The organism is Lysinibacillus sp. FSL K6-4013 (genome assembly GCF_038630435.1).
Taxonomy (GTDB): Bacteria; Bacillota; Bacilli; order Bacillales_A; family Planococcaceae; genus Lysinibacillus; species Lysinibacillus boronitolerans.
Genome location: NZ_CP152031.1, coordinates 3,573,579 through 3,600,262, shown reverse-complemented (window position 1 = coordinate 3,600,262; position 26,684 = coordinate 3,573,579). Strand labels below are relative to the sequence as shown.

The following is a 26,684-nucleotide window of genomic DNA, read 5'->3' as shown; positions in this document are numbered from 1 at the left end:
ATATAGAGAGATGACATATGAGGAAAGACATTTAAATTATGTAACAATTAGGTAGAATACTTCGTTTCATTATCAAAAAGGGGGGAGAGCTATGACGGAGGTTGAACTAATAGCAAGGGCGCAGCAAGGAGATAAAGAAGCCTATATCGAGCTTATCCGCATACATCAGCAAACCGTTGAAAAGTTTGCCTTTCAATGTGGCGTACATACAAATGATTTAGCTGATGTTTCACAGGAGGTATTTGTTAAACTTTATCGCTTTTTACACCAATTTAAACAGGATCGATTTACCACGTGGCTCTATAAAATCACATTAAATGCTACGCGTGATTATTATCGTAAGGAACAACGGCAGCAGGCTAAAGAGGACAAGCTACAAGCCCAACAGCAAAAGACTCATTCATCTGCTGAAGAGGATGTTCTTTTGTTTGAAGAGGACAGGCATCTACATCGTGCTATTCAGGCACTTGACGAAAAATACCGTTATCCTCTCGTGTTGTATTATTTCCACGAATTAAAATACGAAGAAATCGCTGAAGTTTTAAATATTTCGTTATCGACGGTGAAAGTGCGATTATTACGAGCGAAGGAAAAGCTAAAGGCAGCATTAATGCAAGATGGGAGTGTTGAAAATGGATGATAAGCAATTTGACCAACGTATGGCACTACTGAAAAAATCCTATGAACGAATGGAAGCGAAGCTTGATCCACAACGTGTTCTTCATCAAATTGAAGCTGAGGATAATGTAAGGGAGTCTCTAGAAAATATGAATCCAGTTCGAAAGCCTTCTGCAAGATGGCAAAAATCGGCTGTATGGATCGCAAGTATTGCCAGTGTGCTTTTGGTAGGTATTCTAATTTCGTCTTATATGTTCCATCCTTCAGCACTCGTTCATTCAGATGAAGAAAAAATAGAAAGCAACTATGAAGATTGGTTTTCTAGATTTCAAAAGAAGTATCTTGAAAAACGTGAGAAAACACGCCTTGAGCTCAATATACCTGAGGAAAATTTTAAGAAACTAACATTTGTTGAATCTGCTGATAATATATACAATGATAAAGCTAAAAATAAAAAAATAGTTTTAAATAGAATGGCTGATGATCCAAAATATTTAACACAATTAGAGCAAGAAATATTAGACTGTTTGCAAACACCTCGAGAACTAATAGAGCAAATTGAAACGTATGAAAAACCGATGTCATTTACCGAATCTAGATATTTCTTTAGCAAATATTACTACGCAACGAAAGATGTTTTGAAATATTATACAAAGGAACTTTCTCAGTTTAATACGGTACTTTCACAAGCAAAGAAAGATTATCCTAAAGAACTAAATGAATTGATTGCAACGACCGAAAAACAATATTTCGAGTTGTCACATGATGGGAATACCTATAGTTTTAAAACAAATCCTCTATTTATGAAAGATGCACCAGTCTCTATTGACCGTCTTCATCCTGATATCTTGGGCTTGTTTAAATATTTGGCTATGGGCTCTTTATTCAATGGTGAGGACTTACGATTTTCTGTAGAAGAATCTGCTCGTATTTTAAAGTTATATGAAAGAACATTAGTAAAAGACTTATCATTATCAGGACTTGATTTCCAATTACACAATTTAAAGAAAGAGTTTGAAAATACGTGGCTCGTACTTTTAAAAGGTACAGATGACAAAAATAGATACTCCCCCGAACATATAAAGCTATTAAATGATACAGCAAATGGGAAGTATGGAGACTCGATGCGCTTGACTGCACAATTTATCCTCGAAGAATTTAAGGGAAAAGGAACATTCAAAATAAGAGAAAAACTGACAACACAGGATATTGGTATGGCGCTTTCATATTTACGTAACGATGTCTATATGGAATCAGAAGATGGTTCGACTAGCTTACGAATTGATTACCGGTGGATTATCCAAACGGAAGGTTTATACAATGCGTATACGTCAAGCAAAGATGATATGATCCTACATTCATTAAATCCAATGAACGTTGTAAGTCTATTCTTATATGCACAAGGAAAAGGAGATCAAGAAACAGCTAAACGGTTATTGTCTCAAGATGTAGATTTAAATAAAGTGGTTCAATTTGATGGTATGGAACATTTTACAGTTCTTTATGCCATAGATGCCTCTCAAACAACCATTAAAGCAGGTGTTAAGCCAGAATCAGTTCAGATGATTGGTCAGCATTTAACCTTCCAGTTAGGTACAGTGACTACAGGAAAAGGTGAAAAACGTTACATCATTACAGCCATTTCCGAGTAAGGAGATTTTTTGCCCCGTTTTTACACGTATGTTATAATTTAAGCGATATATACGTAGCAAACAAAAGAAAGTGGGCAAAGGTTATGGTAAAAAAATATGAATTAGGAGACGTGTTGACCGGAAAAGTTACAGGTATTCAACCATACGGTGCATTTGTTGCACTAGATGACAATACGCAAGGCCTTGTGCATATTTCGGAAATAACATACGGCTTTGTGAAGGACGTTAGTGAATTTTTAGCTGTTGGGCAAGAAGTTGAAGTCAAGATTCTTGAAATCGATGAAGAGGCCGAAAAAATTAGTTTATCGATGAGAGCGCTACAGGATCGCCCAGCAACAGTAAGAAAAAAAGATGCACCACCACGTAAATCATTGCAGGACCGTGTAGATGAATCGGATGCAAATGGTTTTAATTCCTTAAAAGATAAATTGCAGGACTGGATTGAACAATCTGGTCAATAAAGAAACGAGGATGCTTTCGAATGAAAGTATCCTCGTTTTTTCTATTGCTTTTTTATTTTGCGGATTCGATATTGCAGGTTTTGTCTGCTCATACCAAGTGCATTCGCTGCCTTTGTAATATTGCCCTCATATAAATTTAAGACATTTTGCACATAATATGATTCGGCTTCACGCAAATAGGCATCGAGTGGCATGACATTGTGATTTTGATGGAACATAAAAAATTCTGGTTCACGATTATTTGTATCTTGCTGCTGCACTTTGAAGCGGAAATGTAAAGGTAATAAATCTGAAGTAACAGTGGATTCCGTTGTCATAAATGAAACAATTTCATCCAGTAGTAGCTCAAGCTCTTTTAGATTTCCTGGCCAATCATATTGTAAAAATAATTCCTGTACATCTGGTGCAAGATCAGTGACTTGTGAAGCAAATCGTTCTCGATGTCGACTAAAATAATCTTCTACAAATGGAAGAATGTCTTCTTTTCGATCCGTTAAATTAGGAATGGTAATGGCCATTGTAGCAAAAAAATAATATAGAGATTTTGACAGCTTCTTTTCGGCAATCAATGTAATGGGATCACTGCCCACACTGCCAATTAGCATATATTTGGACTGTGGAAGTGAATGTAGTATATCCAAAAGTTGCTCTTGAATGTCTAAGCTTAAAAAATCTATACGTTCGAAGAAGAAGGTGTAATCTTTATCTTCTTCTAATAATTGCTGTAATTTATCAAGCACCGATTGAGCTGAACGGCGACTAACGAGTGTCACAAAGGCATCAGGATCAGGTGAAGCGGCGTGGTGAATGCCCTCTGCTACTAAGTCTTTCCCTGTGCCAGATTCGCCAATTAATAATACTGGTAATTTTACAGCAGCTGCTTTTTTAGCGTTGTCGATAACCTGCTTCATGGATTCAGAATCAGCTTTAATCATATCAAATGTTAATGGTTCATCGTAACGACGAAGGGGTTGATAAACAAGCTTTTCCAGAGAGGTAATATCACGTGCAAATTCAATTGCGCCAATCAGTTTGCCTTCAACAAAAAGTGGAAAAGTATCATTGATTGTTGTAATTTCATGACCATTTTTATTCCAGTAGGATTGTTTAACGTTAATTTCTTTTTTTCCCGTTTGTAAAACACGCATTAACGTACTTTCATGTTGACGGAAGGAAAACATTTCAATAATGGAACGATCCGCAAGTTCATCAAAATGAAATCCTTCAATTTCTTTCATTTTCGTATTGTAAATAATCGTTTTGCCAGATAGGTCTACTGCATGAATACCAACGGATACATTTGTTGCAATAAACTCATAAAAAGGTAGTAAAGGTTCAGAATTTTTCATAAAAATGTGCACCTCAAAAATTTTTTACTTGAAATATGCAACGAAATTTTGCATTATAATAAGTGTAAGAATATTTTATACGCAAAGATATTTTGCGTCAATGTTTTTTGCATACCCAAACACATCTCACAAGGGAGGATTAAGTATGATTCCATACAAACACGAACCATTCACAGATTTTTCACAAGAGGCAAACTACAATGCTTATGTAGAGGCTTTAAATAAAGTTGAAGGTTACTTAGGTCAAGACTATCCACTCATTATCGGTGGTGAACGCATTACAACAGAAGATAAAATCGTTTCGTACAATCCTGCAAAGAAAACAGAAGTCATTGGTCGCGTGTCAAAAGCGAGCAAAGATTTAGCTGAAAAAGCGATGCAAGCAGCAGATGAAACATTTAAAACTTGGAAAAAAGTTGATCCAGCCATTCGTGCAGACGTTCTTTTCAAAGCAGCAGCGATTATCCGTCGTCGCAAACATGAATTCTCTGCATTATTGACAAAAGAAGCTGGTAAGCCTTGGGCAGAGGCTGATGCAGATACTGCAGAAGCAATCGACTTCATGGAATACTATGGTCGCCAAATGCTACGCATTAAAGATGGCCACCCAGTAGAAAGCCGTCTAGGTGAATACAACCGTTATGACTACATTCCATTAGGAATTGGTATCGTCATTTCTCCTTGGAACTTCCCATTTGCGATTATGGCTGGTACAACAGTAGCTGCATTAGTAACAGGGAACACAGTGTTATTAAAACCAGCGTCAACAACGCCAGTTATAGCATATAAATTTATTGAAGTATTAGAAGAAGCTGGTCTTCCAGCAGGTGCTGTTAACTTCGTACCAGGTTCTGGTGCTGAAGTTGGGGACTACTTAGTCGATCATCCAAAAACTCGCTTCATCAGCTTTACAGGTTCACGTGATGTCGGCTTACGTATTAACCAACGTGCTTCTGTGTTAAATGAAGGTCAAATTTGGATTAAACGTGTCATTGCTGAAATGGGCGGTAAAGATACAATCGTTGTCGATAAAGAAGCAGATCTAGAGCTAGCTGCACAATCGATCGTAAAATCAGCATTTGGCTTCTCAGGTCAAAAATGTTCAGCATGTTCTCGTGCTGTCATCGTAGAAGATGTCTATGACCAAGTAGTAGAGCGCGTTGTTGAATTAACAAACGCTTTAACAGTTGGGGACCCAACAGACTTCAGCAATTTCATGGCAACAGTAATTGACCAAGCCGCTTTCAACAAAATTACTGAGTACATCGAAATCGGTAAAGGCGAAGGCCGTCTAGTAGCTGGTGGTACAGCAGACGATTCAGTAGGTTACTTCGTGCAACCAACCGTATTCGCTGACGTTGATCCTTCAGCTCGTATTATGAAAGAAGAAATCTTCGGACCAGTTGTTGCGATTGCAAAAGCAAAAGACTTTGACCAAGCAATTGACATCGCAAATGACACAGAATACGGCTTAACAGGTGCAGTTATCACTAAAAACCGTATGAATTTAGAAAAAGCGCGTCAAGAATTCCATGTAGGAAATCTTTACTTCAACCGTGGCTGTACAGGTGCAATCGTAGGTTACCAACCATTTGGTGGCTTCAACATGTCAGGTACAGACTCAAAAGCTGGTGGCCCAGACTACCTACAACTGCATATGCAAGCTAAAACAACTTCAGAAATGCTTTAATTTTCACATTGACATGAGGGCTGTTCAAAGTAAGTAGAAATTAAGGCATTCTAAATGAATTTGTGACACTTCTCCAAGTAATACTACCCTGGCTAAAACCGTAGACATCCATGACGTAGTTTACTGTGGAGAAGTTAGCAAATTTATCGTTTGAATTGTTGCTAAATTTTTAATCATTCTACTTATAGTGATACATAGTCCCTTTCTTCTATAAAGTTTTTCAACATGATTAGTAAGGAGAGAATAGGATATGACAAAAACTCAACAAGTTATTGAACAAACACAAAATTTTGGTGCAGCAAACTATCATCCACTGCCAATCGTTATTTCAGAGGCTGAGGGTGCTTGGGTTAAAGATCCAGAAGGCAACAAATATTTAGATATGTTATCAGCTTATTCAGCTGTAAACCAAGGACACCGTCATCCAAAAATTATCGCTGCTTTAAAAGAGCAAGCTGATAAAGTAACGTTAACTTCGCGTGCTTTCTACAGCGAAAACCTTGGTGAATGGTATGAGCTAGTAGGGAAATTAACAAATAAAGAAATGGTATTACCAATGAATACTGGTGCTGAAGCAGTAGAAACTGCGTTTAAAGCAGCTCGTCGTTGGGCATATGATGTTAAAGGCGTAGAAGAGGGTAAGGCTGAAGTTATTGCATGTAATGGTAACTTCCATGGTCGTACAATGCTAGCTGTATCTTTATCTTCTGATGAAGAATACCGTCGTGGTTTTGGTCCAATGCTACCAAACGTTAAATTAGTAGATTATGGTAACCTTGAAGCTTTAAAAGCTGCTATTACACCAAACACTGCTGCATTTTTAATTGAGCCAATTCAAGGTGAAGCGGGTATCGTCATTCCAACAGAAGGCTTCTTAAAAGCAGCTCGTGAACTTTGCCGTGAAAACAATGTTCTATTCATTGCTGACGAAATTCAAGCTGGTTTAGCACGTACAGGTAAAATGTTTGCTTGTGACTGGGAAGAAGTAGAACCAGATATGTATATCTTAGGTAAAGCTCTAGGTGGCGGTGTATTCCCGATTTCTTGTGTGGCTGCAAACCGTAGTATTTTAGGTGTATTCAACCCAGGCTCACATGGTTCAACTTTCGGAGGCAACCCTTTAGCTTGTGCAGTTTCAATTGCATCTATTAAAGTTTTATTAGATGAAAAATTAGCAGAGCGTTCACACGAACTTGGTGAATATTTCAAAGGCAAATTAAAAGAAATTAACAACCCAGTTATTAAGGAAGTACGTGGTCGTGGTTTATTTATCGGTATGGAGCTAACAGAAGCAGCTCGTCCATACTGTGAAAAACTTAAAGAATTAGGTCTATTATGTAAAGAAACACATGATACAGTGATTCGTTTTGCACCACCACTTGTGATTTCTCAAGAGGATTTAGATTGGTCAATTGAACAAATTGAAAAAGTATTTAAACTTTAACAAAATGTTCACATTTTAATTCGGAAGTATGTTACAATGATGCCGATAACTATCATTAAAAAAAACAAAGAGGCGATTTAATAATGTCTGAAAACTTAAATCTTTTCACATCAACACAAGATGTCATTCAAGATGCTCTAAATAAACTTGGCTATGATGAAGCAATGTATGAATTACTAAAGGAACCGCTTCGCATGCTACAAGTGCGCATCCCAGTAAAAATGGATGATGGTACAACAAAAGTATTTACTGGCTACCGTGCACAACATAATGATGCTGTAGGACCAACTAAAGGTGGGGTTCGTTTCCACCCACAAGTGTCTGAGGAGGAAGTTAAAGCGCTTTCAATGTGGATGACATTGAAATGTGGTATTGTCGATCTACCATACGGTGGTGGTAAAGGCGGTGTCATTTGTGATCCTCGTCAAATGTCTATGGGCGAAATTGAACGCTTAAGCCGTGGCTATGTTCGTGCGGTAAGTCAAATCGTAGGACCAACAAAAGATATTCCTGCGCCAGACGTATTTACAAATGCACAAATTATGGCATGGATGATGGATGAATATAGCCGCATGGATGAATTCAACTCTCCAGGCTTCATCACGGGTAAACCACTAGTACTTGGTGGTTCTCAAGGTCGTGACCGTGCGACTGCACAAGGTGTTACAATCGTAATCGAAGAAGCAGCAAAAAAACGTGGTATTGATATTAAAGGTGCTCGTGTTGTTATTCAAGGATTTGGTAACGCAGGAAGCTTCCTTGCGAAATTCATGCATGATTTAGGTGCGAAAGTAATCGGTATTTCAGATGCTTATGGTGCACTTCATGATCCTGAAGGTTTAGATATCGACTATTTATTAGATCGTCGCGATAGCTTTGGAACAGTAACAACTTTATTTGAAAACACAATTTCTAACAAAGAATTATTAGAGCTTGATTGTGATATTTTAGTACCAGCTGCTATTGAAAACCAAATTACTGCTGACAATGCACATAATGTGAAAGCAAATATCGTAGTAGAAGCAGCAAATGGTCCAACAACAGCAGAAGCAACTAAAATCTTAACAGAGCGTGGCATTTTACTTGTACCAGACGTATTAGCCTCTGCAGGTGGAGTTACAGTTTCTTACTTTGAATGGGTGCAAAATAACCAAGGTTATTATTGGACAGAAGAAGAAGTGGAAGAGCGTCTATACAAAAAAATGGTTGAAGCATTTGATAATGTATATACAACAGCAACAACACGTAACATCAACATGCGCTTAGCAGCTTACATGGTAGGTGTTCGCCGTACGGCAGAAGCTTCTCGCTTCCGTGGTTGGGTTTAAGTAAAAATAAGCTAATGAGTCATTCCTATACTAATGGGATGACTCATTTTTTTCATTTTTATTCGATTGAAGAAGGTGATCTAGACGCTGTTCTAATAGCATCTTTTTTTCGTTCCTTATTTTTTTGATTTTAAAAAATCGTAACAGGAAAAAGCCCAAAATTATAGTTACGACAACAATTACAATAATAAGCATGTGCAAAAATTCCTTTTATTTTATGTAATAAAAAGTACTATACAACTATTACCTGAACAAAATCTGAACAGTTTGAAGCAACTCTTTAGAAATAGCAAAGCGATGACAGCGTGTAATCTTTGCTTTCTCTAGCATAATTATGAGAAAATCCAACTAGAAAGGGGCGAATTAGATGGATTCATTTACTTTTTTTAACCCGGTGAAACTACATTTTGGTGAGGATGCACTTGAAAAATTACCGAAAGAATTAGAGCAATTTGGAAACAAAGTATTAGTTGTATATGGTGGCGGGAGTATTAAAGCGAATGGTGTATACGATGCTGTTATAGAAAAATTGCAACTCGCGGATAAAACCGTATTTGAATTAAGTGGTGTAGAGCCAAATCCACGAGTGGAAACAGCTAGACGAGGTATTGAGATATGCAAAAAAGAAGGAATTGACTTAGTTCTTGCTGTTGGTGGTGGTTCAGTAATCGATTGTTCTAAATTAATCGTTGCTGGCGCGAAGTATGATGGCGATGCTTGGGATATCGTGACACGTAAAGTGTTAGTAGAACAAGCCCTACCACTAGGAACAGTGTTGACACTTGCTGCTACAGGTTCAGAAATGAATGCTGGATCTGTGATAACGAATGCCGCTACAGAAGAAAAACTAAGTTGGGGTAGTCCAGCAGCCTTCCCGAAATTTTCAATCCTAAATCCAGCATATACAGTGACTGTACCTAAAAATCACACTGTGTATGGAATTGTGGATATGATGTCACACGTATTTGAGCAATATTTCCATAATACAACGAATACTCCTATCACAGATGAAATGTGTGAAGGGGTATTGCGAACGGTTATTACGACAGCTCCAAAATTAGTAGAGGATCTAGAAAATACAGAGTTACGTGAAACCATTTTATTAGCAGGGACAATTGGTTTAAATGGCTTCCTATCAATTGGTTCACGAGGGGATTGGGCATCTCATAATATTGAACATGCTGTATCGGCTGTTTACGACATTCCACACGCAGGGGGGTTAGCTATTCTTCAACCACATTGGATGCGTTTAAGTGTACCAGTAAATCCTGAGCGTTTTGCAGGTATAGCCACACGTGTATTTGGAGTCGAGGCAACAGGCAAAACAGTAGAAGAGGTTGCTTACGAGGGAATTGATCGTTTATCTGCATTCTGGACATCATTAGGGGCGCCTAGTCGTTTAGCTGATTATGATATTGATGATTCGAAATTCCAGCAAATAATAGATCATGCAATGCAAAATGGCCCGTTTGGAAACTTTAATAAATTGCAAGGGGAAGATGTAAGAACTATTTTACAAAATTCTCTTTAATACATCATGTATGAGGCTATGCTTATAGCCTCATATCAGACTGTAGACAAACTCAATGAAATTTTGAGTTTGCCTACAGTCTTTTTTCTTTTACAATAAAATAAAGTAAAGCCGTTGATTTCCACTACGGGCGGACGCTTTCCGCGGGCGGGGTCGAGCTGCTTCCCTCGCTTCGCTCAGTCCAGGATCTCGACTTTCCCGCTTTTCCCGCAGGAGTCGCCACCCTTCGTTCCAATCAACTTCTACATAAAGAATTCCTAATTCATCTATTGATAAAAAGTACACTTTCGAGGTGATTAACCATGATGACGAAAAATCAAATCAATGAACGTGAACAATTAGAAATGCTAACGATTGATCAATTAGTTCCCCAAGATCATTTAGTACGAAAACTAGAGGCGGCTATTGATTTTTCATTTATCTATCCTTTAGTAGAAAACCTCTACTCTGCTAAAGGACGCCCTAGTATTGATCCTGTTGTTCTCTTTAAAATGACGTTTATTCAGTACGTTTTTGGTATACGGTCCATGCGTCAAACCATCAAAGAAATTGAAACGAATATGGCGTATCGTTGGTTTTTAGGATTTGGCTTCCATACAGAAGTCCCGCATTTCTCTACCTTCGGTAAAAATTATGTCCGTCGCTTTCAAGACACTGATATATTTGAGCAGATATTCTATCGTATATTAAAGGAGATTATGCATCAAGGACTCCTCCATGCAGACCATTTATTTATCGATTCTACGCATGTGAAAGCGAGTGCGAATAAACGAAAGTATGATAAAAAAGTTGTGCGAAAAGAAACACGGGCTTATGAAGAGAAACTTCAATTAGAGTTAAATATGGATCGTGAGGAACACGGAAAAAAGCCCTTTCCCCCGGAGAAGTTTGAAAAGGAAGAATGGAAAGAAATAAAGGAAAGCACGACAGATCCTGAAAGTGGCTATTACGTGAAGGATGAACGTACGAAACAGTTTGCGTATTCTTTTCATGCAGCGACAGATGAAAAGGGCTTTGTCTTGGGTGCCATTGTAACTCCGGGAAATGTGCACGATAGTCATGTATTACAGCCACTTGTGGAAAAAGTCATTGAAAACGTTCAAAAACCATTAGCTGTTGCGGCAGATGCAGCCTATAAAACACCCGCAATTACAAACTTTTTATTAGAGAATCAAATGTTGCCTGTTCTTCCTTATACACGTCCTAAAACGAAAGATGGATTCTTCCGAAAACATGAGTATATATATGATGAGCACTATAATTGTTATCTTTGTCCACAAGGACAGATATTGAAGTATACGACAACGACTAAAGAAGGGTATCGTCAATATAAATCGAATCCTTTGATTTGTGCGAAGTGTCCGAGCCTATCCCAATGTACAGAAAGTAAGCAACATCAAAAACTCATTCAACGTCATATTTGGGAATCGTATGTAGAGGAAGCAGAACATTTACGCCATTCCAATGACATCAAACAAATCTATGCAAAGCGCAAAGAAACGATTGAGCGTATCTTTGCAGATGCAAAAGAAAAGCATGGTATGCGATGGACAACCTTAAGAGGTCTAAAAAAATTGTCTATGCAGGCGATGCTTACTTTTGCTGCCATGAATTTAAAGAAACTGGCTACTTGGACGTGGCAAGTAGCTTAAGAGAGCAACTATGCTCGAAGAGTATGCTAGATTTGGTTGTATAGGACCAAATCTAAAAAAGAAATAGGAAGAAAAATGACAAAAGCCATCGAGAGTGAACCTCTCAATGGCTTTTGTCTACAGTCTGGTATGAGGCTATGCTTATAGCCTCATATTTTTTTGTTGCAAGGTTAAGAAAAATTAACGATAAGTGTTGAAATTTGTCGTAGAAGTTTCTATAGTCCTGCAATATAATAAAATAGATAGATATAAAAGTGGTTAATAATATATTTTTCTTTGTTTTAAGTGATAAAAGTCACGTTTTTTTATTGAGTCATTCAACCTATATTGTAAATTATTTAACTATGAGGTAATTTTCGAATGATAGAAAAGAATAATTTTTTGTCATAATCACTCACTTCGTGTAGTGATGTTCAGAAGTTGTTCAGCCACCTTTACTAAAATAATGACAATATTAAACAAAGAGGAGAGGATCAAATGTTGAAACAATTGCTAGAGAACCGTATTGTTACATTAAGCTGTATAGAAATGCCATTTCAGCAACACGTTTATAAAATGCAAAATTGTGTAGAAGTATTGGGTATAGAAGCGAAATCATTGCAAATTGAAAATGATAAAATTATCACTGGATACATTGTAGATCAAAGCATATTTTTTAAAAGCTTACGTTTTGGGCAAACGAATGTTATTTTTTCGGATGGTGTAAATAAAGCAATTGTACAATTATTTGTTCGTCCTTTTGGAGAAATTGTTGTAGAAGTTAAGCCTTATTTGGGGGGTGCTGAAATTGTTCCTGTTTATTATCGAACAATTTTAGCGGATACGGCTATTGCAATTGATTTAAAAGGTGCTTTAAAACATTATTTGGTAGCCCATCAATTCATGAATATCGAAGATTCAATTGCTGAAGTCCATTATCAATCCATGCATCCGAATGTATTAAAGGATTCTTTTGCAGGGAATTTCGTATTGGGCTGTCATGTGGATGGCAGAGATATATTAAATGCCGAAGAATATGCATTGGCTAATCGTCAAGCCTCCTTACAATTTTCCAAAATCGTAATTCAACAGAATGGTAAAAGACAAACGATTGCCTGTAATAAATTGCTTACTTTTATGATTACAAACCATGTCTATGTTGGTTATGAGGATATTCCCAATTTAAAACTAGTATAATAAATAGCCAACTGCCTGAAATTGAACTGCTCCCTGTCAAGTAGACAGTGGAAATAATAAAAAATGTATTAAGCGGCTTGAGCCCTGAATTCTAAAGGACTCAAGCCGTTTAATCGTTTCTGATAACGATAGTAATTATAAAAATGAATATAATCATCAATCGCTAGTTTTAACTCTTCATATGAATCGAACTTATGCAAATAATACTTCTCACACTTCAATGTGCCCCAAAATGATTCAATTGGTCCGTTATCAATACATCGACCAACACGGGACATACTTTGTGTCATATTGGCTGTTTCCACAATTCGTTTAAATCCCTTCGATGTATATTGAAAACCTCGATCACTATGTATTAATGGCTGCTCGCCTGATTGTAATGATTGAATAGCTGATTTTATTGTTTTGAAAACAAGGGAATTATTATTCGAATGACCGAACACATAACTTACAATTGAACCATCATATAAATCGATAATTGCACTTAAATAAGCTTTTTTCCCGTTTCCATACTTAAACTCTGTGACATCTGTACACCATTTTTCATTTGGCTTTTCCGAGGTAAATGCCCGATTTAATACGTTCTCCGCCACATGATGTGCTGGGGATTTACGATAAGGCTTTCTCTTTCGCCTAATAACGGACTTCAATCCACTCACCTGCATTAAACGATAAATACGCTTTTCGTTAACCGTCGCTTGATTATTTTCTTTTCGTTGACGATTGATTGTCAACGTCATACGACGATAGCCGTAAATGCCATCTACTTGGTGGTAAAGGAGATCAATATCCTTTGAAATGGCTTCATTTTCAACTTCTCTGTTAGATGGCTTGCGACTTAGCCACTTATAGTAAGCAGCGCGCGAAACACCCGCGATTTCACATAATAAAAGAATCGCAAGTTTCTCCTCTTGGTGTAATTCTTGAATTGCTAAATAGCGTTGTTGTAAGCGAATTTGGCTTAGTGACTCCTCCTTTCGATTTCCTCTAACTTTTTTAAAAATAGATTTTCAGCACGTAAATGTTCATTTTCACGCTCGATTCGTTTGATTTCTAACCTTAATTTTTCTTCGGCTGTTAATTCAACTTCATTTTTTGTTCGACCGCGATGATCACGTAATCCCTCTTCACCAGTCGCTTCAAATTTCTTCACCCAATGATATACCTGTTGATACGAAACATCATAGGCTTGTGCTGCTAATTGATAATTTTTCTGGCTCTTTAAACAGTAGTTGACAATTTGAATACGTTCCTCAAACGTTGTCTTTCTTCCTTTAGTCATAGTTTGGCTCATTCCTTTACCCGAATCTTTTATTTCACTATGACTAGTATACTTTTTCACCCATTTTTTTAAAACAGAGATACTGCTAATCTTATATTTAGCGAGAATCTCCAGTAAAGTTAACCTTTCTTTAAGATAATCTTCTACCGCTTCTAGTTTTAATTCTTTGGAATACTTCGTCCAAGAGGTTGCTTCGATAAGTCCCTCTACTCCATGTACTTCATATTTAATCTTCCAAATTTGAATAGTTTGCTTAGTTACTAAGAATTTTTCACATAATTCGTTGATAGAATAATAGCCTTCATTTAATAAATGAAGAACGTTTAATTTCACTTCAATTGTATGCTTACTTCGAGCCATGAAAAAACTCCCCTTAGATAAACAGATTTTATTTTTTAATCTGTCTACCTAATGGGGAGCATATCAAAAATGGCAATTGGCTATTTGTCTGTATAAAGTATTACATGGAGTTATTTGGCTTTTCGCCAACGTGTATCCAGCTTGTTTTCCCGTCATCTTCGTCGAATAAAATAGCTACTTTAGATACTCCTTTTTGGCTTAGGATTACTTCTGTTAAATGATCGCGAACATCATCTAAAAAGGCTAGCGATAAATGGGGATCAGCTTCAGCTACTAATTCTACATGTAAAAATTCCCCTTCTTTAATCACTTCAAGACGCACAATATCTTTAATATTCGGATCCTCCATTACGAGGTGAGCGATATGGTTTAACATCTCTTCATCTGTCTCACCGATGACACCACGTGCATTATCGAGGAATACCTTACCAACTACATAAAACATCATGGCCCCGATTATCATCGAAACAAGTCCTTCTATTCGACCCCAACCTGTAAAATAAGCAATTAAAATTGCAGCAAAGGCTAAGAAGTTGCCTCCGGTAGCAACTAAATCTTCCATAAAAACTAATTTTGTTGCCGGTTTTGCTCTATTCAAGTATGGGAATGCTTTGGGAATAGATGCGATACCTGCTTTTTCTTGACCTGCTTCATGTAGCACTTCTGCAGCCGCTTTAGCTAGCACTGTCCCTTCTAAAACAATCCCGATGAATAATACGCCTAGGGCAATCAGTATGCCGCTAGATTCTCCTGTGGGATGAATAAAATGATGCCAACCTTCTTTTATTGTTTCATAAGAAAGTATAGCTACAATTATTACAGCGAAAAGGCATACTAAATTGACAATACGACCAAAGCCACCAGGAAATTGTTTGGTAGGTGCCTTTTTAGAGAGTGCTGAACCTATATACACAAATAATTGGTTTGCTGCATCGCCTAGAGAGTGCATCATTTCTGCAAACATTGCAACGTTACCTGTAAAGAAAAAGGCGATTCCTTTAATAATTCCTAAAAATGCATTTACAAATGCAGCCATTAGTGAGGGTTTGTTACCGTCTTTTAATAGTTTTAATAGTTCTGCCATAAAAAATCCTCCAACTAGTTTAAAATTTCCATTTCGATTTTTTCTATATAAGATAGTGCTCGTAATGAACGATAAAATGACAACAAATTATCCGAGACGATTAAGGAAAGGCGTAAATCTAACTCATGTAAAACACTATCATTTTTTAAGTGCACATCTTTAATGCGTATGTTTTCAATGATAATGTTGTTGTCCTTTAAAAATAATAGAAATGATTCTGTATGGTTGTCATCATCAATTTGAACTTTTAATAGAATTTCTCGCATACGAATTCGCTTTGGTCCAATTTTCATAAGAAAAGGTGATAGTACCTCAATTCCAAAAACAATGATCACAACCGCTAATGTTGCATCCATGTAAAATCCCGCCCCAACCGCAATACCGATACCAGCGGCTCCCCAGATCATAGCAGCGGTTGTTAAACCCGTAATGCTGTCATTGCCGCGTCTTAGAATGACTCCTGCACCAAGAAAGCCAATTCCACTGACAATTTGCGCGGCTAAACGAAGAGGGTCCATCGTAATGTTGATATCTTCTCTTGCGGGGGTTGAGTAGGCTGTTTCAATGGAGATAATCGTTAATAAGCAGCTGAAAGTAGCAATCACTAAACTTGTTTTTAATCCAACTGGTTTTTTCTTTAATTCCCTTTCGATACCGATTACTAAACTTAATGTGGCTGCAATAACTAATTTTATGCCAACTTCATATGTAATCATATTTTCCAATAATGTTTCCATACACGACCCTCCATTGATATTTCGTATTGCTAAGAGATATGCAAACTGTCATTATTATATGTGCATCACTTTTTTGTATTGTACAACATGGAGGTAAGGACATATAAGTATTTTTTCAGGGAGGTGGGGTTTTATGGAACAGCCAAGAATTCATCCATACATCCCAATTGTAATTGGTGTAATTTCAGTATCGATGTCAGCTATTTTTGTGAAATTAGCATCGGCGGAAGCGGGAATTATAGCATTTTATCGCATGCTATTTTCCGTTTTAATCATGGCGCCATTGTTTTTAAGAGGATATACAAAGGAGTTAATAACCTTAAAAAGACGTGATTGGCTATTTTCTTCCGTTGCGGGGATTTTTTTAGCATTTCATTTTATATTATGGTTTGAATCACTCAACTATACTTCAGTAGCAAGTTCAACAGTTTTAGTAACGCTACAACCGTTGTTTGCATTTGTGGGCACATACTTCTTCTTTAAAGAGAAAATAACGATGAAAACAATCATAGCAGGATCGATTGCAATAATAGGAAGTGTTTTAATTGGTTGGGGCGATTTTAATGTAAGTGGAACAGCCTTTTATGGAGATGTACTAGCACTCATTGCTTGTGCACTAGCAACTGCCTATTTTTTATTAGGACAGGACGTACGTAAGAGATTATCCTTGGTAACCTATACGATGGTTGTATATGTTGTGAGTACCATTACTTTATTTATATATGTATTGGTTAAAGGGGAATCTTTTGGACCATACTCTTCGATGGATTGGATATGGTTTATCTTATTAGCATTAATACCAAATTTACTTGGTCATACTTTGTTTAATTGGTCTATTAAATATGTTAGTACGAATGTTGTTTCAATAGCTATATTATTTGAGCCTGTAGGAGCTGCTCTTTTAGCTTTGGTGATATTTAAAGAGTATTTAATCATGACACAAATCATTGGTGGATCGATTGTATTAGCAGGAATTCTATTGTTTGTAATAGATATTAAAAAGATTTTTAATTTTTTTATGAAAAATGCTTGATTTTTTAAATGCTATATTATATATTATTACTTGTCCTTAACAAGAAGGAACGCTTGAAAATAAAGTTTTTAAAAAGTTGTTGACTTCTAGTTGAGAATGAGATAAGATAATAAAGTCGCTGAAAACGACTTAAATAAAAATGAACCTTGAAAACTGAACAAGCAAAACGTAATCAATAAAGTTTTAAGTAGCTAGCTTAGCTAGTGAACAAAACACAATTTTGGACATCAAACATGATGCCAGCAAAACAATTTGAGCTAATCAAATTTCTTTTATGGAGAGTTTGATCCTGGCTCAGGACGAACGCTGGCGGCGTGCCTAATACATGCAAGTCGAGCGAACAGAAAAGGAGCTTGCTCCTTTGACGTTAGCGGCGGACGGGTGAGTAACACGTGGGCAACCTACCCTATAGTTTGGGATAACTCCGGGAAACCGGGGCTAATACCGAATAATCTCTTTTGCTTCATGGCAAGAGACTGAAAGACGGCATCTCGCTGTCGCTATAGGATGGGCCCGCGGCGCATTAGCTAGTTGGTGAGGTAACGGCTCACCAAGGCGACGATGCGTAGCCGACCTGAGAGGGTGATCGGCCACACTGGGACTGAGACACGGCCCAGACTCCTACGGGAGGCAGCAGTAGGGAATCTTCCACAATGGGCGAAAGCCTGATGGAGCAACGCCGCGTGAGTGAAGAAGGTTTTCGGATCGTAAAACTCTGTTGTAAGGGAAGAACAAGTACAGTAGTAACTGGCTGTACCTTGACGGTACCTTATTAGAAAGCCACGGCTAACTACGTGCCAGCAGCCGCGGTAATACGTAGGTGGCAAGCGTTGTCCGGAATTATTGGGCGTAAAGCGCGCGCAGGCGGTCCTTTAAGTCTGATGTGAAAGCCCACGGCTCAACCGTGGAGGGTCATTGGAAACTGGGGGACTTGAGTGCAGAAGAGGAAAGTGGAATTCCAAGTGTAGCGGTGAAATGCGTAGAGATTTGGAGGAACACCAGTGGCGAAGGCGACTTTCTGGTCTGTAACTGACGCTGAGGCGCGAAAGCGTGGGGAGCAAACAGGATTAGATACCCTGGTAGTCCACGCCGTAAACGATGAGTGCTAAGTGTTAGGGGGTTTCCGCCCCTTAGTGCTGCAGCTAACGCATTAAGCACTCCGCCTGGGGAGTACGGTCGCAAGACTGAAACTCAAAGGAATTGACGGGGGCCCGCACAAGCGGTGGAGCATGTGGTTTAATTCGAAGCAACGCGAAGAACCTTACCAGGTCTTGACATCCCGTTGACCACTGTAGAGATATAGTTTCCCCTTCGGGGGCAACGGTGACAGGTGGTGCATGGTTGTCGTCAGCTCGTGTCGTGAGATGTTGGGTTAAGTCCCGCAACGAGCGCAACCCTTGATCTTAGTTGCCATCATTTAGTTGGGCACTCTAAGGTGACTGCCGGTGACAAACCGGAGGAAGGTGGGGATGACGTCAAATCATCATGCCCCTTATGACCTGGGCTACACACGTGCTACAATGGACGATACAAACGGTTGCCAACTCGCGAGAGGGAGCTAATCCGATAAAGTCGTTCTCAGTTCGGATTGTAGGCTGCAACTCGCCTACATGAAGCCGGAATCGCTAGTAATCGCGGATCAGCATGCCGCGGTGAATACGTTCCCGGGCCTTGTACACACCGCCCGTCACACCACGAGAGTTTGTAACACCCGAAGTCGGTGAGGTAACCTTTTGGAGCCAGCCGCCGAAGGTGGGATAGATGATTGGGGTGAAGTCGTAACAAGGTAGCCGTATCGGAAGGTGCGGCTGGATCACCTCCTTTCTAAGGATTATTTCGGAATACAAACCTTGGGTTTGTAAGATTACGTTTTGCGTTCAGTTTTGAAGGTTCATTCTTTCTGAATGAAATACTTCAAAACTTGTTCTTTGAAAACTGGATAAAACGACATTGAAATTGTAACAAACACATTTATTTTTTAAGTTTTTTTATAGGCTTAATAACTTGGTTAAGTTATTAAGGGCGCACGGCGAATGCCTTGGCACTAGGAGCCGAAGAAGGACGGCACTAACACCGATATGCTTCGGGGAGCTGTAAGTGAGCTTTGATCCGGAGATTTCCGAATGGGGGAACCCACTACGTTTAATCGCGTAGTATCTTGACGTGAATACATAGCGTCTTGAAGGCAGACCCAGGGAACTGAAACATCTAAGTACCTGGAGGAAGAGAAAGAAAAATCGATTCCCTGAGTAGCGGCGAGCGAAACGGGAAGAGCCCAAACCAAGAGGCTTGCCTCTTGGGGTTGTAGGACACTCTATACGGAGTTACAAAAGAGCGAGTTAGATGAAGCGACTTGGAAAGGTCCGCCAGAGCAGGTAAAAGCCCTGTAGTCGAAAGTTCGTTCTCTCCTGAGTGGATCCTGAGTACGGCGGAACACGTGAAATTCCGTCGGAATCCGGGAGGACCATCTCCCAAGGCTAAATACTACCTAGTGACCGATAGTGAACCAGTACCGTGAGGGAAAGGTGAAAAGCACCCCGGAAGGGGAGTGAAAGAGATCCTGAAACCGTGTGCCTACAAGTAGTTAGAGCCCGTTAATGGGTGATAGCGTGCCTTTTGTAGAATGAACCGGCGAGTTACGATTACGTGCAAGGTTAAGCTTTAGAAGGCGGAGCCGCAGCGAAAGCGAGTCTGAATAGGGCGATGTAGTACGTGGTCGTAGACCCGAAACCAGGTGATCTACCCATGTCCAGGGTGAAGGTGAGGTAACACTTACTGGAGGCCCGAACCCACGCACGTTGAAAAGTGCGGGGATGAGGTGTGGGTAGCGGAGAAATTCCAATCGAACTTGGAGATAGCTGGTTCTCTCCGAAATAGCTTTAGGGCTAGCCTCGTGATGAGAATACTGGAGGTAGAGCACTGTTTGGACTAGGGGGCCATCCCGGTTTACCGAATTCAGACAAACTCCGAATGCCAGATATTTATACACGGGAGTCAGACTGCGAGTGATAAGATCCGTAGTCAAAAGGGAAACAGCCCAGACCACCAGCTAAGGTCCCAAAGTAATCGTTAAGTGGAAAAGGATGTGGCGTTGCACAGACAACCAGGATGTTGGCTTAGAAGCAGCCATCATTTAAAGAGTGCGTAATAGCTCACTGGTCGAGTGACGCTGCGCCGAAAATGTATCGGGGCTAAACGATTCACCGAAGCTGTGGATTGACATCTACGATGTCAGTGGTAGGAGAGCGTTCTAAGTGCGTTGAAGTCAGACCGGAAGGACTGGTGGAGCGCTTAGAAGTGAGAATGCCGGTATGAGTAGCGAAAGACGGGTGAGAATCCCGTCCACCGTATGACTAAGGTTTCCTGAGGAAGGCTCGTCCGCTCAGGGTTAGTCGGGACCTAAGCCGAGGCCGATAGGCGTAGGCGATGGACAACAGGTTGATATTCCTGTACCACCTCCTCACCGTTTGAGAAATGGGGGGACGCAGTAGGATAGGGTAAGCGCGCCGTTGGTTGTGCGCGTCCAAGCAGTAAGGCGTGTGTGTAGGCAAATCCGCACACTGTAACGTTGAGCTGTGATGGCGAGTCCGTATGGACGAAGTTCCTGATTTCACACTGCCAAGAAAAGCCTCTATCGAGGTGAGAGGTGCCCGTACCGCAAACCGACACAGGTAGTCGAGGAGAGAATCCTAAGGTGTGCGAGAGAACTCTCGTTAAGGAACTCGGCAAAATGACCCCGTAACTTCGGGAGAAGGGGTGCTCTTGAGCGTGCAAGCGCATGAGAGCCGCAGTGAATAGGCCCAGGCGACTGTTTAGCAAAAACACAGGTCTCTGCAAAACCGTAAGGTGACGTATAGGGGCTGACGCCTGCCCGGTGCTGGAAGGTTAAGAGGAGTGGTTAGCGCAAGCGAAGCTGCGAATTGAAGCCCCAGTAAACGGCGGCCGTAACTATAACGGTCCTAAGGTAGCGAAATTCCTTGTCGGGTAAGTTCCGACCCGCACGAAAGGCGTAACGATCTGGGCACTGTCTCAACGAGAGACTCGGTGAAATTATAGTACCTGTGAAGATGCAGGTTACCCGCGACAGGACGGAAAGACCCCGTGGAGCTTTACTGTAGCCTGATATTGAATTTTGGTACAACTTGTACAGGATAGGTAGGAGCCAGAGATCTCGGAGCGCCAGCTTCGAAGGAGGCGTCGGTGGGATACTACCCTGGTTGTATTGAAATTCTAACCCATGCCCCTTAGCGGGGCAGGAGACAGTGTCAGGCGGACAGTTTGACTGGGGCGGTCGCCTCCTAAAAGGTAACGGAGGCGCCCAAAGGTTCCCTCAGAATGGTTGGAAATCATTCGTAGAGTGTAAAGGCACAAGGGAGCTTGACTGCGAGACCTACAAGTCGAGCAGGGTCGAAAGACGGGCTTAGTGATCCGGTGGTTCCGCATGGAAGGGCCATCGCTCAACGGATAAAAGCTACCCCGGGGATAACAGGCTTATCTCCCCCAAGAGTCCACATCGACGGGGAGGTTTGGCACCTCGATGTCGGCTCATCGCATCCTGGGGCTGTAGTCGGTCCCAAGGGTTGGGCTGTTCGCCCATTAAAGCGGTACGCGAGCTGGGTTCAGAACGTCGTGAGACAGTTCGGTCCCTATCCGTCGTGGGCGTAGGAAATTTGAGAGGAGCTGTCCTTAGTACGAGAGGACCGGGATGGACACACCGCTGGTGTACCAGTTGTCTTGCCAAAGGCATCGCTGGGTAGCTATGTGTGGACGGGATAAGTGCTGAAAGCATCTAAGCATGAAGCCCCCCTCAAGATGAGATTTCCCATTACGCAAGTAAGTAAGATCCCTCAAAGACGATGAGGTAGATAGGTTCGAGGTGGAAGTGTGGTGACACATGGAGCTGACGAATACTAATCGATCGAGGACTTAACCAATATGTTTGAAGCATTCAATGCACCGTTTATCCAGTTTTGAAAGAACAATTCTTTCAACAAAAAAAGAGAGCTTCAAGACGCAAGTAGTACAAGGAAGCAAACAAGTGATTGAAGGAGCGTACTTATTACGTGACTGATTGAACGAGAGCAGCTGACGCAGTAATACGCCGTGTATTGGAGGTCGAATAAGTCTAGTGATGATGGCAAAGAGGTCACACCCGTTCCCATACCGAACACGGAAGTTAAGCTCTTTAGCGCCGATGGTAGTTGGGGGCTTCCCCCTGTGAGAGTAGGACGTCGCTAGGCATAACACCCAGGAGGATTAGCTCAGCTGGGAGAGCATCTGCCTTACAAGCAGAGGGTCGGCGGTTCGAGCCCGTCATCCTCCACCATATGCCGGTTTAGCTCAGCAGGTAGAGCAACTGACTTGTAATCAGTAGGTCGTGGGTTCGATTCCTATAGCCGGCACCATTTTTTCGAGCCATTAGCTCAGTTGGTAGAGCATCTGACTTTTAATCAGAGGGTCGAAGGTTCGAGTCCTTCATGGCTCACCATTTAGAAATAATAATAAGCGGGTGTGGCGGAATTGGCAGACGCACTAGACTTAGGATCTAGCGCCGCAAGGCGTGGGGGTTCGACTCCCTTCACCCGCACCATTATTTTCATTGCCAGATAAAAAACTTATGCACATGCGGAAGTAGTTCAGTGGTAGAACACCACCTTGCCAAGGTGGGGGTCGCGAGTTCGAACCTCGTCTTCCGCTCCAAATGTGCCGGGGTGGCGGAACTGGCAGACGCACAGGACTTAAAATCCTGCGGTAGGTGACTACCGTACCGGTTCGATTCCGGTCCTCGGCACCATTTTTAAATGCGCCCGTAGCTCAATTGGATAGAGCGTCTGACTACGGATCAGAAGGTTATGGGTTCGACTCCTGTCGGGCGCGCCAAAAGAACAACGGGAAGTAGCTCAGCTTGGTAGAGCACTTGGTTTGGGACCAAGGGGTCGCAGGTTCGAATCCTGTCTTCCCGACCATTTCCAAAAATTATGGGGCCTTAGCTCAGCTGGGAGAGCGCCTGCCTTGCACGCAGGAGGTCAGCGGTTCGATCCCGCTAGGCTCCACCATAAGTAAATTAACCAGTATAAAGATCCTGGCGGCGTAGCTCAGCTGGCTAGAGCGTACGGTTCATACCCGTAAGGTCGGGGGTTCGATCCCCTCTGCCGCCATCTTAAAGGACCTTTAGCTCAGTTGGTTAGAGCAGACGGCTCATAACCGTCCGGTCGCAGGTTCGAGTCCTGCAAGGTCCACCATTTATATATTGTAACGGAGGTATACCCAAGTCTGGCTGAAGGGATCGGTCTTGAAAACCGACAGGCGGGTAACACCGCGCGGGGGTTCGAATCCCTCTACCTCCTCCAGTTTTAAATTTTTATAAATGGTGCTTTAAAAACTCGAAACAGCATAAAATTATCGCGGGGTGGAGCAGTGGTAGCTCGTCGGGCTCATAACCCGAAGGTCGTTGGTTCAAATCCGGCCCCCGCAACCAAAAGGTCCCGTGGTGTAGCGGTTAACATGCCTGCCTGTCACGCAGGAGATCGCCGGTTCGATCCCGGTCGGGACCGCCATTTTTAAAATCAAAGTCATGAGAAGCAAAAGAGTGAGCAAGCTTAGCATGGACGAAATGGGTCAGTAGCTCAGTTGGTAGAGCATTAGATTGAAGCTCTAAGTGTCGGCGGTTCGATTCCGTCCTGACCCACCATTTATGCGGGTGTAGTTTAATGGTAAAACCTCAGCCTTCCAAGCTGATGTCGTGGGTTCGATTCCCATCACCCGCTCCAAGGGCCTATAGCTCAGCTGGTTAGAGCGCACGCCTGATAAGCGTGAGGTCGATGGTTCGAGTCCATTTAGGCCCACCATTATTCCGAAGTAGCTCAGTTGGTAGTAGCACCTGACTGTTAATCAGGTTGTCGCAGGTTCGAGTCCTGCCTTCGGAGCCATTTTTTATTTTGGGGAAGTACTCAAGAGGCTGAAGAGGCGCCCCTGCTAAGGGTGTAGGTCGGGTAACCGGCGCGAGGGTTCAAATCCCTCCTTCTCCGCCATGGGCCCGTTGGTCAAGTGGTTAAGACACCGCCCTTTCACGGCGGTAACACGGGTTCGAATCCCGTACGGGTCATACTAAAAACAGTAGATGCAAATGCATCTACTGTTTTTTTATATTCATAGATACAAAATTTACTCTTGATTCAATGCATTTTCATCCATATAAACTACTTCCCAGATGTGCCCGTCTACATCCTGAAAGCCCCAACCATACATAAATCCATGATCTTGTGGTTCACTATAAGGTTTACCACCAGAGGCAAGTGCCTTATTCACTAATTGATCTACTTGTTCTCGATTTTCGGCAGAAAGACATAAGATTGCTTCTGCAGAAGTAGTAGTATCTGTAATTTCTTTCTTACTAAATCCTTTAAATCGTTCTTCAACCATTATCAAAACAAAGATATTCTCATTAATAATCATTGAGGCTGTTGTTTCATCACTAAATTGTTGATTGAACTCAAAACCTAATTCCTTAAAAAAACGAATGGATTTGTTTAGATCTTTTACTGGTAAATTGATAAAGATATTTTTCGATTGAAAAGCCATTTAGTATCACCTCCAAATTGACAGTATCATGGGGCATAAAGGCTTGTCAATTATAGCAATGCAGACGAAAATGGAAGCCATTAGCACTATTGAAAGCGGGTGTTATATCAACAAAAACAGAAAGGTTATGTCTTATAACCTTTCTGTTTCACGTTGTTGAAAAACAACCCTGTCAATGAAATCCCTGTGAATTTCCACAGGGATTTTTTGAATTATTCAAAAGAATCTTCTATAATTTTATATGTGAGATGGAGTCCAACTTGTTTTAGTGAACGGAGCTTGGTCCATTTCTTAAAGTTTTGAATGAGTGCGATCATCAAAACTTGTGTTTTTACTTTGGGTATACCACGGTATCTGGCATAACGGAGACCGTGGTATTCTTTGCTATGGGCAAAGCTTAGTTCAATCGTTTGTGGTCGGACAGTTTTTAAAATTTTCCCTTTCCATGATAATCTCATTTCTCTTAGACGATCATAGGTTTTTTGATGAATAGAAAGCCTTAAAATACGGTCTTTTTCGTTTAAAGCGTACGGGCAGTTTTTGCAGCTTCCTTTTGATGCTTTAAATTCGTGATAGCCTTTGCGCGTTGATGTTGTATAACGAAACGGTACGCCCATTGGACAAGCATACGTCGTTTCGTTTAACTTTTTGAATTGATGACGCCGACAGCTTGGATGTTCTTTTGTCTGGCTTCTTTTATAAGGTATGGAGACAAAAAAGCCTCGTTTAAAGAGCTCATTCGCACATTGTGCATTATAATAGCCAGCATCTAATGTAATTTCTTTCGCATACTGCTGAAATAGTTCATGCAATTGATTCAGCTGCTGAGGTAAAATTTGATGTCCAGGTCTATTTGCTGCTGTGATTTCAGAGGCAATAATAAATCCATGTAATGTATCGACAATACGATGTTCATAATACGCAAATTGCCCTCTCTCCACATGTTTAACGGATAGGCGCGCATCTTCATCGACAGGACTAAAATTCGTTGGATGAAATATCACTTTAGATAGGGCCGGCTTTAATGGTTTTTTTCCTTGTTTTTCGCGGAATTGATTGATTCGTTTTAAATCGTTCTCATTCTCTTCAACCATTTTTTTCACAAGGAGCCGTTGACGAAAACGTTTATTGGCATTGGCCTTTAACTCCGTTTCATCTGCAGCCCACGTTTTATTCGCAATAAATCCTTCCTGATGAATGGCCCACACTTGTTCATTAAACAACGCTAACCAAAATGGAGGTCCTTTCAGACGTTCCCATAAAAAACGAGAAATTGTACTATGATGAGGTACTTTTTCAAATAGATGAATCCCTAGAAACCAACGATACGTGGCATTTGATTGAACTTGTTTACACGTCAAACGGACAGATCGAAACCCTTCTAGACTTTGAATCAATAATATCTTCACCAAAATAATCGGATCTTTAGACGGACGCCCGGTAGGTGTATTTGAATAATAGCGCATCAACTTTTTTAAAATCGATTGCCAATCAATTAATTGATCCAATTGCACTAACAGGTGGCTCTTATCATACATAGCTAAATAAGCCTCCCGATTTTTTTCGATGGTCTGTCTTGAAGTAGTAAAGAACATAAAAATCCCTCCAATTCATTTCATAGAATTGAAAGGACTTTACCCGATTTTTCAAAAAAATTTCATTGACTAAATAGTTTATCAACAGAATGAAACAGAAAGGTTATGTCT

Annotated in this window: 16 protein-coding genes, 20 tRNA genes and 3 rRNA genes; 33 read left to right on the top strand and 6 right to left on the bottom strand. The window is 40.6% G+C overall.

The window, feature by feature from the left end:
- Nucleotides 1-91 precede the first annotated feature (91 nt).
- From MHB39_RS17855 to yugI, 3 genes are all read left to right on the top strand, one after another.
- Nucleotides 92-640: a sigma-70 family RNA polymerase sigma factor gene (locus tag MHB39_RS17855; protein ID WP_048394469.1), complete on the top strand. Its 549-nt coding sequence runs from the start codon at nt 92-94 to the stop codon at nt 638-640.
- The gene (locus tag MHB39_RS17850) at nt 633-2,270 is read left to right on the top strand and encodes a hypothetical protein (RefSeq protein ID WP_342544753.1); all 1,638 of its coding nucleotides are present in this window, start codon (nt 633-635) and stop codon (nt 2,268-2,270) included. Before MHB39_RS17855 ends, MHB39_RS17850 begins: the two co-directional genes overlap by 8 nt.
- An 83-nt stretch (nt 2,271-2,353) precedes the next feature.
- Nucleotides 2,354-2,731 carry a S1 domain-containing post-transcriptional regulator GSP13 gene (gene yugI / locus MHB39_RS17845; protein ID WP_004228409.1) on the top strand — a complete coding sequence of 126 codons (378 nt, stop codon included), beginning with the start codon at nt 2,354-2,356 and terminating at the stop codon, nt 2,729-2,731.
- A 41-nt stretch (nt 2,732-2,772) separates the two neighbouring features.
- Here the strand turns inward: yugI and MHB39_RS17840 are convergent, their stop codons facing one another.
- Nucleotides 2,773-4,080, bottom strand: coding sequence for a sigma-54-dependent Fis family transcriptional regulator (locus tag MHB39_RS17840; protein ID WP_048394476.1), 1,308 nt, complete (start codon nt 4,078-4,080; stop codon nt 2,773-2,775).
- A gap of 145 nt (nt 4,081-4,225) precedes the next feature.
- Between MHB39_RS17840 and pruA the strand changes: the two genes are divergently transcribed.
- From pruA to MHB39_RS17810, 6 genes are all read left to right on the top strand, one after another.
- A complete protein-coding gene (gene pruA / locus MHB39_RS17835) occupies nt 4,226-5,770 on the top strand; it encodes an L-glutamate gamma-semialdehyde dehydrogenase (RefSeq protein ID WP_342544750.1) in 1,545 nt (514 codons plus the stop codon).
- 250 nt (nt 5,771-6,020) lie between these two features.
- Nucleotides 6,021-7,214 (top strand): ornithine--oxo-acid transaminase, encoded by a 1,194-nt coding sequence (locus tag MHB39_RS17830; RefSeq protein ID WP_004233780.1) that lies wholly within the window; start codon nt 6,021-6,023, stop codon nt 7,212-7,214.
- Nucleotides 7,215-7,297: 83 nt separating this feature from the next.
- Complete coding sequence (locus MHB39_RS17825) at nt 7,298-8,542, top strand: Glu/Leu/Phe/Val dehydrogenase (protein ID WP_004233781.1); 1,245 nt, start codon at nt 7,298-7,300, stop codon at nt 8,540-8,542.
- 367 nt (nt 8,543-8,909) lie between these two features.
- Nucleotides 8,910-10,073, top strand: a complete 1,164-nt coding sequence (locus MHB39_RS17820) for an iron-containing alcohol dehydrogenase (protein ID WP_258860172.1) — start codon at nt 8,910-8,912, stop codon at nt 10,071-10,073.
- Between the two features lie 302 nt (nt 10,074-10,375).
- Nucleotides 10,376-11,725 carry an IS1182 family transposase gene (locus tag MHB39_RS17815; protein WP_342544747.1) on the top strand — a complete coding sequence of 450 codons (1,350 nt, stop codon included), beginning with the start codon at nt 10,376-10,378 and terminating at the stop codon, nt 11,723-11,725.
- Nucleotides 11,726-12,202: 477 nt separating this feature from the next.
- The gene (locus MHB39_RS17810) at nt 12,203-12,901 is read left to right on the top strand and encodes a hypothetical protein (protein WP_036074919.1); all 699 of its coding nucleotides are present in this window, start codon (nt 12,203-12,205) and stop codon (nt 12,899-12,901) included.
- 68 nt (nt 12,902-12,969) lie between these two features.
- On the opposite strand, the gene MHB39_RS17805 is transcribed toward MHB39_RS17810, so the two are convergent.
- From MHB39_RS17805 to MHB39_RS17795, 3 genes are all read right to left on the bottom strand, one after another.
- A protein-coding gene (locus tag MHB39_RS17805) for an IS3 family transposase (RefSeq protein ID WP_342544744.1) occupies nt 12,970-14,543 on the bottom strand; the annotation gives its coding sequence in 2 pieces (ribosomal slippage) (nt 12,970-13,901 and nt 13,901-14,543; 1,575 coding nt in all).
- Nucleotides 14,544-14,643: 100 nt separating this feature from the next.
- Nucleotides 14,644-15,627, bottom strand: a complete 984-nt coding sequence (locus MHB39_RS17800) for a cation diffusion facilitator family transporter (protein ID WP_016994403.1) — start codon at nt 15,625-15,627, stop codon at nt 14,644-14,646.
- Between the two features lie 14 nt (nt 15,628-15,641).
- Nucleotides 15,642-16,364, bottom strand: coding sequence for an MgtC/SapB family protein (locus tag MHB39_RS17795; protein ID WP_016994404.1), 723 nt, complete (start codon nt 16,362-16,364; stop codon nt 15,642-15,644).
- A 133-nt stretch (nt 16,365-16,497) separates the two neighbouring features.
- On the opposite strand from MHB39_RS17795, the gene MHB39_RS17790 reads away from it, so the two are divergent.
- The 24 genes from MHB39_RS17790 (at nt 16,498) to MHB39_RS17675 (ending at nt 24,502) form a co-directional block, all read left to right on the top strand.
- A complete protein-coding gene (locus tag MHB39_RS17790) occupies nt 16,498-17,397 on the top strand; it encodes a DMT family transporter (protein ID WP_342544743.1) in 900 nt (299 codons plus the stop codon).
- A 271-nt stretch (nt 17,398-17,668) separates the two neighbouring features.
- Nucleotides 17,669-19,221 (top strand): 16S ribosomal RNA (locus MHB39_RS17785).
- 182 nt (nt 19,222-19,403) lie between these two features.
- Nucleotides 19,404-22,331, top strand: a 23S ribosomal RNA gene (locus tag MHB39_RS17780).
- Between the two features lie 190 nt (nt 22,332-22,521).
- A 5S ribosomal RNA gene (rrf, locus tag MHB39_RS17775) occupies nt 22,522-22,637 on the top strand.
- Together the 16S, 23S and 5S rRNA genes with 20 tRNA genes alongside form the textbook arrangement of a ribosomal RNA operon.
- A gap of 10 nt (nt 22,638-22,647) precedes the next feature.
- A tRNA-Val gene (locus tag MHB39_RS17770) sits at nt 22,648-22,723 on the top strand.
- Nucleotides 22,724-22,726: 3 nt separating this feature from the next.
- Nucleotides 22,727-22,802, top strand: a tRNA-Thr gene (locus tag MHB39_RS17765).
- A gap of 7 nt (nt 22,803-22,809) precedes the next feature.
- Nucleotides 22,810-22,885 (top strand) — tRNA-Lys (locus MHB39_RS17760).
- A 17-nt stretch (nt 22,886-22,902) separates the two neighbouring features.
- A tRNA-Leu gene (locus tag MHB39_RS17755) sits at nt 22,903-22,987 on the top strand.
- A 35-nt stretch (nt 22,988-23,022) separates the two neighbouring features.
- Nucleotides 23,023-23,097: transfer RNA gene (locus MHB39_RS17750), tRNA-Gly, on the top strand.
- Between the two features lie 5 nt (nt 23,098-23,102).
- Nucleotides 23,103-23,191 (top strand) — tRNA-Leu (locus MHB39_RS17745).
- A 9-nt stretch (nt 23,192-23,200) separates the two neighbouring features.
- Nucleotides 23,201-23,277, top strand: a tRNA-Arg gene (locus tag MHB39_RS17740).
- Nucleotides 23,278-23,286: 9 nt separating this feature from the next.
- Nucleotides 23,287-23,363: transfer RNA gene (locus MHB39_RS17735), tRNA-Pro, on the top strand.
- Between the two features lie 14 nt (nt 23,364-23,377).
- Nucleotides 23,378-23,453 (top strand) — tRNA-Ala (locus MHB39_RS17730).
- Nucleotides 23,454-23,481: 28 nt separating this feature from the next.
- Nucleotides 23,482-23,555 (top strand) — tRNA-Met (locus tag MHB39_RS17725).
- Nucleotides 23,556-23,562: 7 nt separating this feature from the next.
- A tRNA-Ile gene (locus tag MHB39_RS17720) sits at nt 23,563-23,639 on the top strand.
- Nucleotides 23,640-23,654: 15 nt separating this feature from the next.
- Nucleotides 23,655-23,747 (top strand) — tRNA-Ser (locus MHB39_RS17715).
- Nucleotides 23,748-23,800: 53 nt separating this feature from the next.
- Nucleotides 23,801-23,875: transfer RNA gene (locus tag MHB39_RS17710), tRNA-Met, on the top strand.
- A gap of 3 nt (nt 23,876-23,878) precedes the next feature.
- Nucleotides 23,879-23,954 (top strand) — tRNA-Asp (locus MHB39_RS17705).
- Nucleotides 23,955-24,012: 58 nt separating this feature from the next.
- Nucleotides 24,013-24,088: transfer RNA gene (locus MHB39_RS17700), tRNA-Phe, on the top strand.
- A 5-nt stretch (nt 24,089-24,093) separates the two neighbouring features.
- Nucleotides 24,094-24,167: transfer RNA gene (locus tag MHB39_RS17695), tRNA-Gly, on the top strand.
- 1 nt (nt 24,168) lies between these two features.
- Nucleotides 24,169-24,245, top strand: a tRNA-Ile gene (locus MHB39_RS17690).
- 4 nt (nt 24,246-24,249) lie between these two features.
- Nucleotides 24,250-24,326 (top strand) — tRNA-Asn (locus MHB39_RS17685).
- A gap of 11 nt (nt 24,327-24,337) precedes the next feature.
- Nucleotides 24,338-24,428: transfer RNA gene (locus MHB39_RS17680), tRNA-Ser, on the top strand.
- Nucleotides 24,429-24,430: 2 nt separating this feature from the next.
- Nucleotides 24,431-24,502 (top strand) — tRNA-Glu (locus tag MHB39_RS17675).
- A gap of 59 nt (nt 24,503-24,561) precedes the next feature.
- On the opposite strand, the gene MHB39_RS17670 is transcribed toward MHB39_RS17675, so the two are convergent.
- Both MHB39_RS17670 and MHB39_RS17665 read right to left on the bottom strand, forming a co-directional pair.
- Nucleotides 24,562-24,978, bottom strand: a complete 417-nt coding sequence (locus tag MHB39_RS17670; protein ID WP_036074904.1) for a VOC family protein — start codon at nt 24,976-24,978, stop codon at nt 24,562-24,564.
- A 212-nt stretch (nt 24,979-25,190) separates the two neighbouring features.
- Nucleotides 25,191-26,573: an IS1182 family transposase gene (locus MHB39_RS17665; protein ID WP_257520888.1), complete on the bottom strand. Its 1,383-nt coding sequence runs from the start codon at nt 26,571-26,573 to the stop codon at nt 25,191-25,193.
- Between the last annotated feature and the right edge of the window lie 111 nt (nt 26,574-26,684).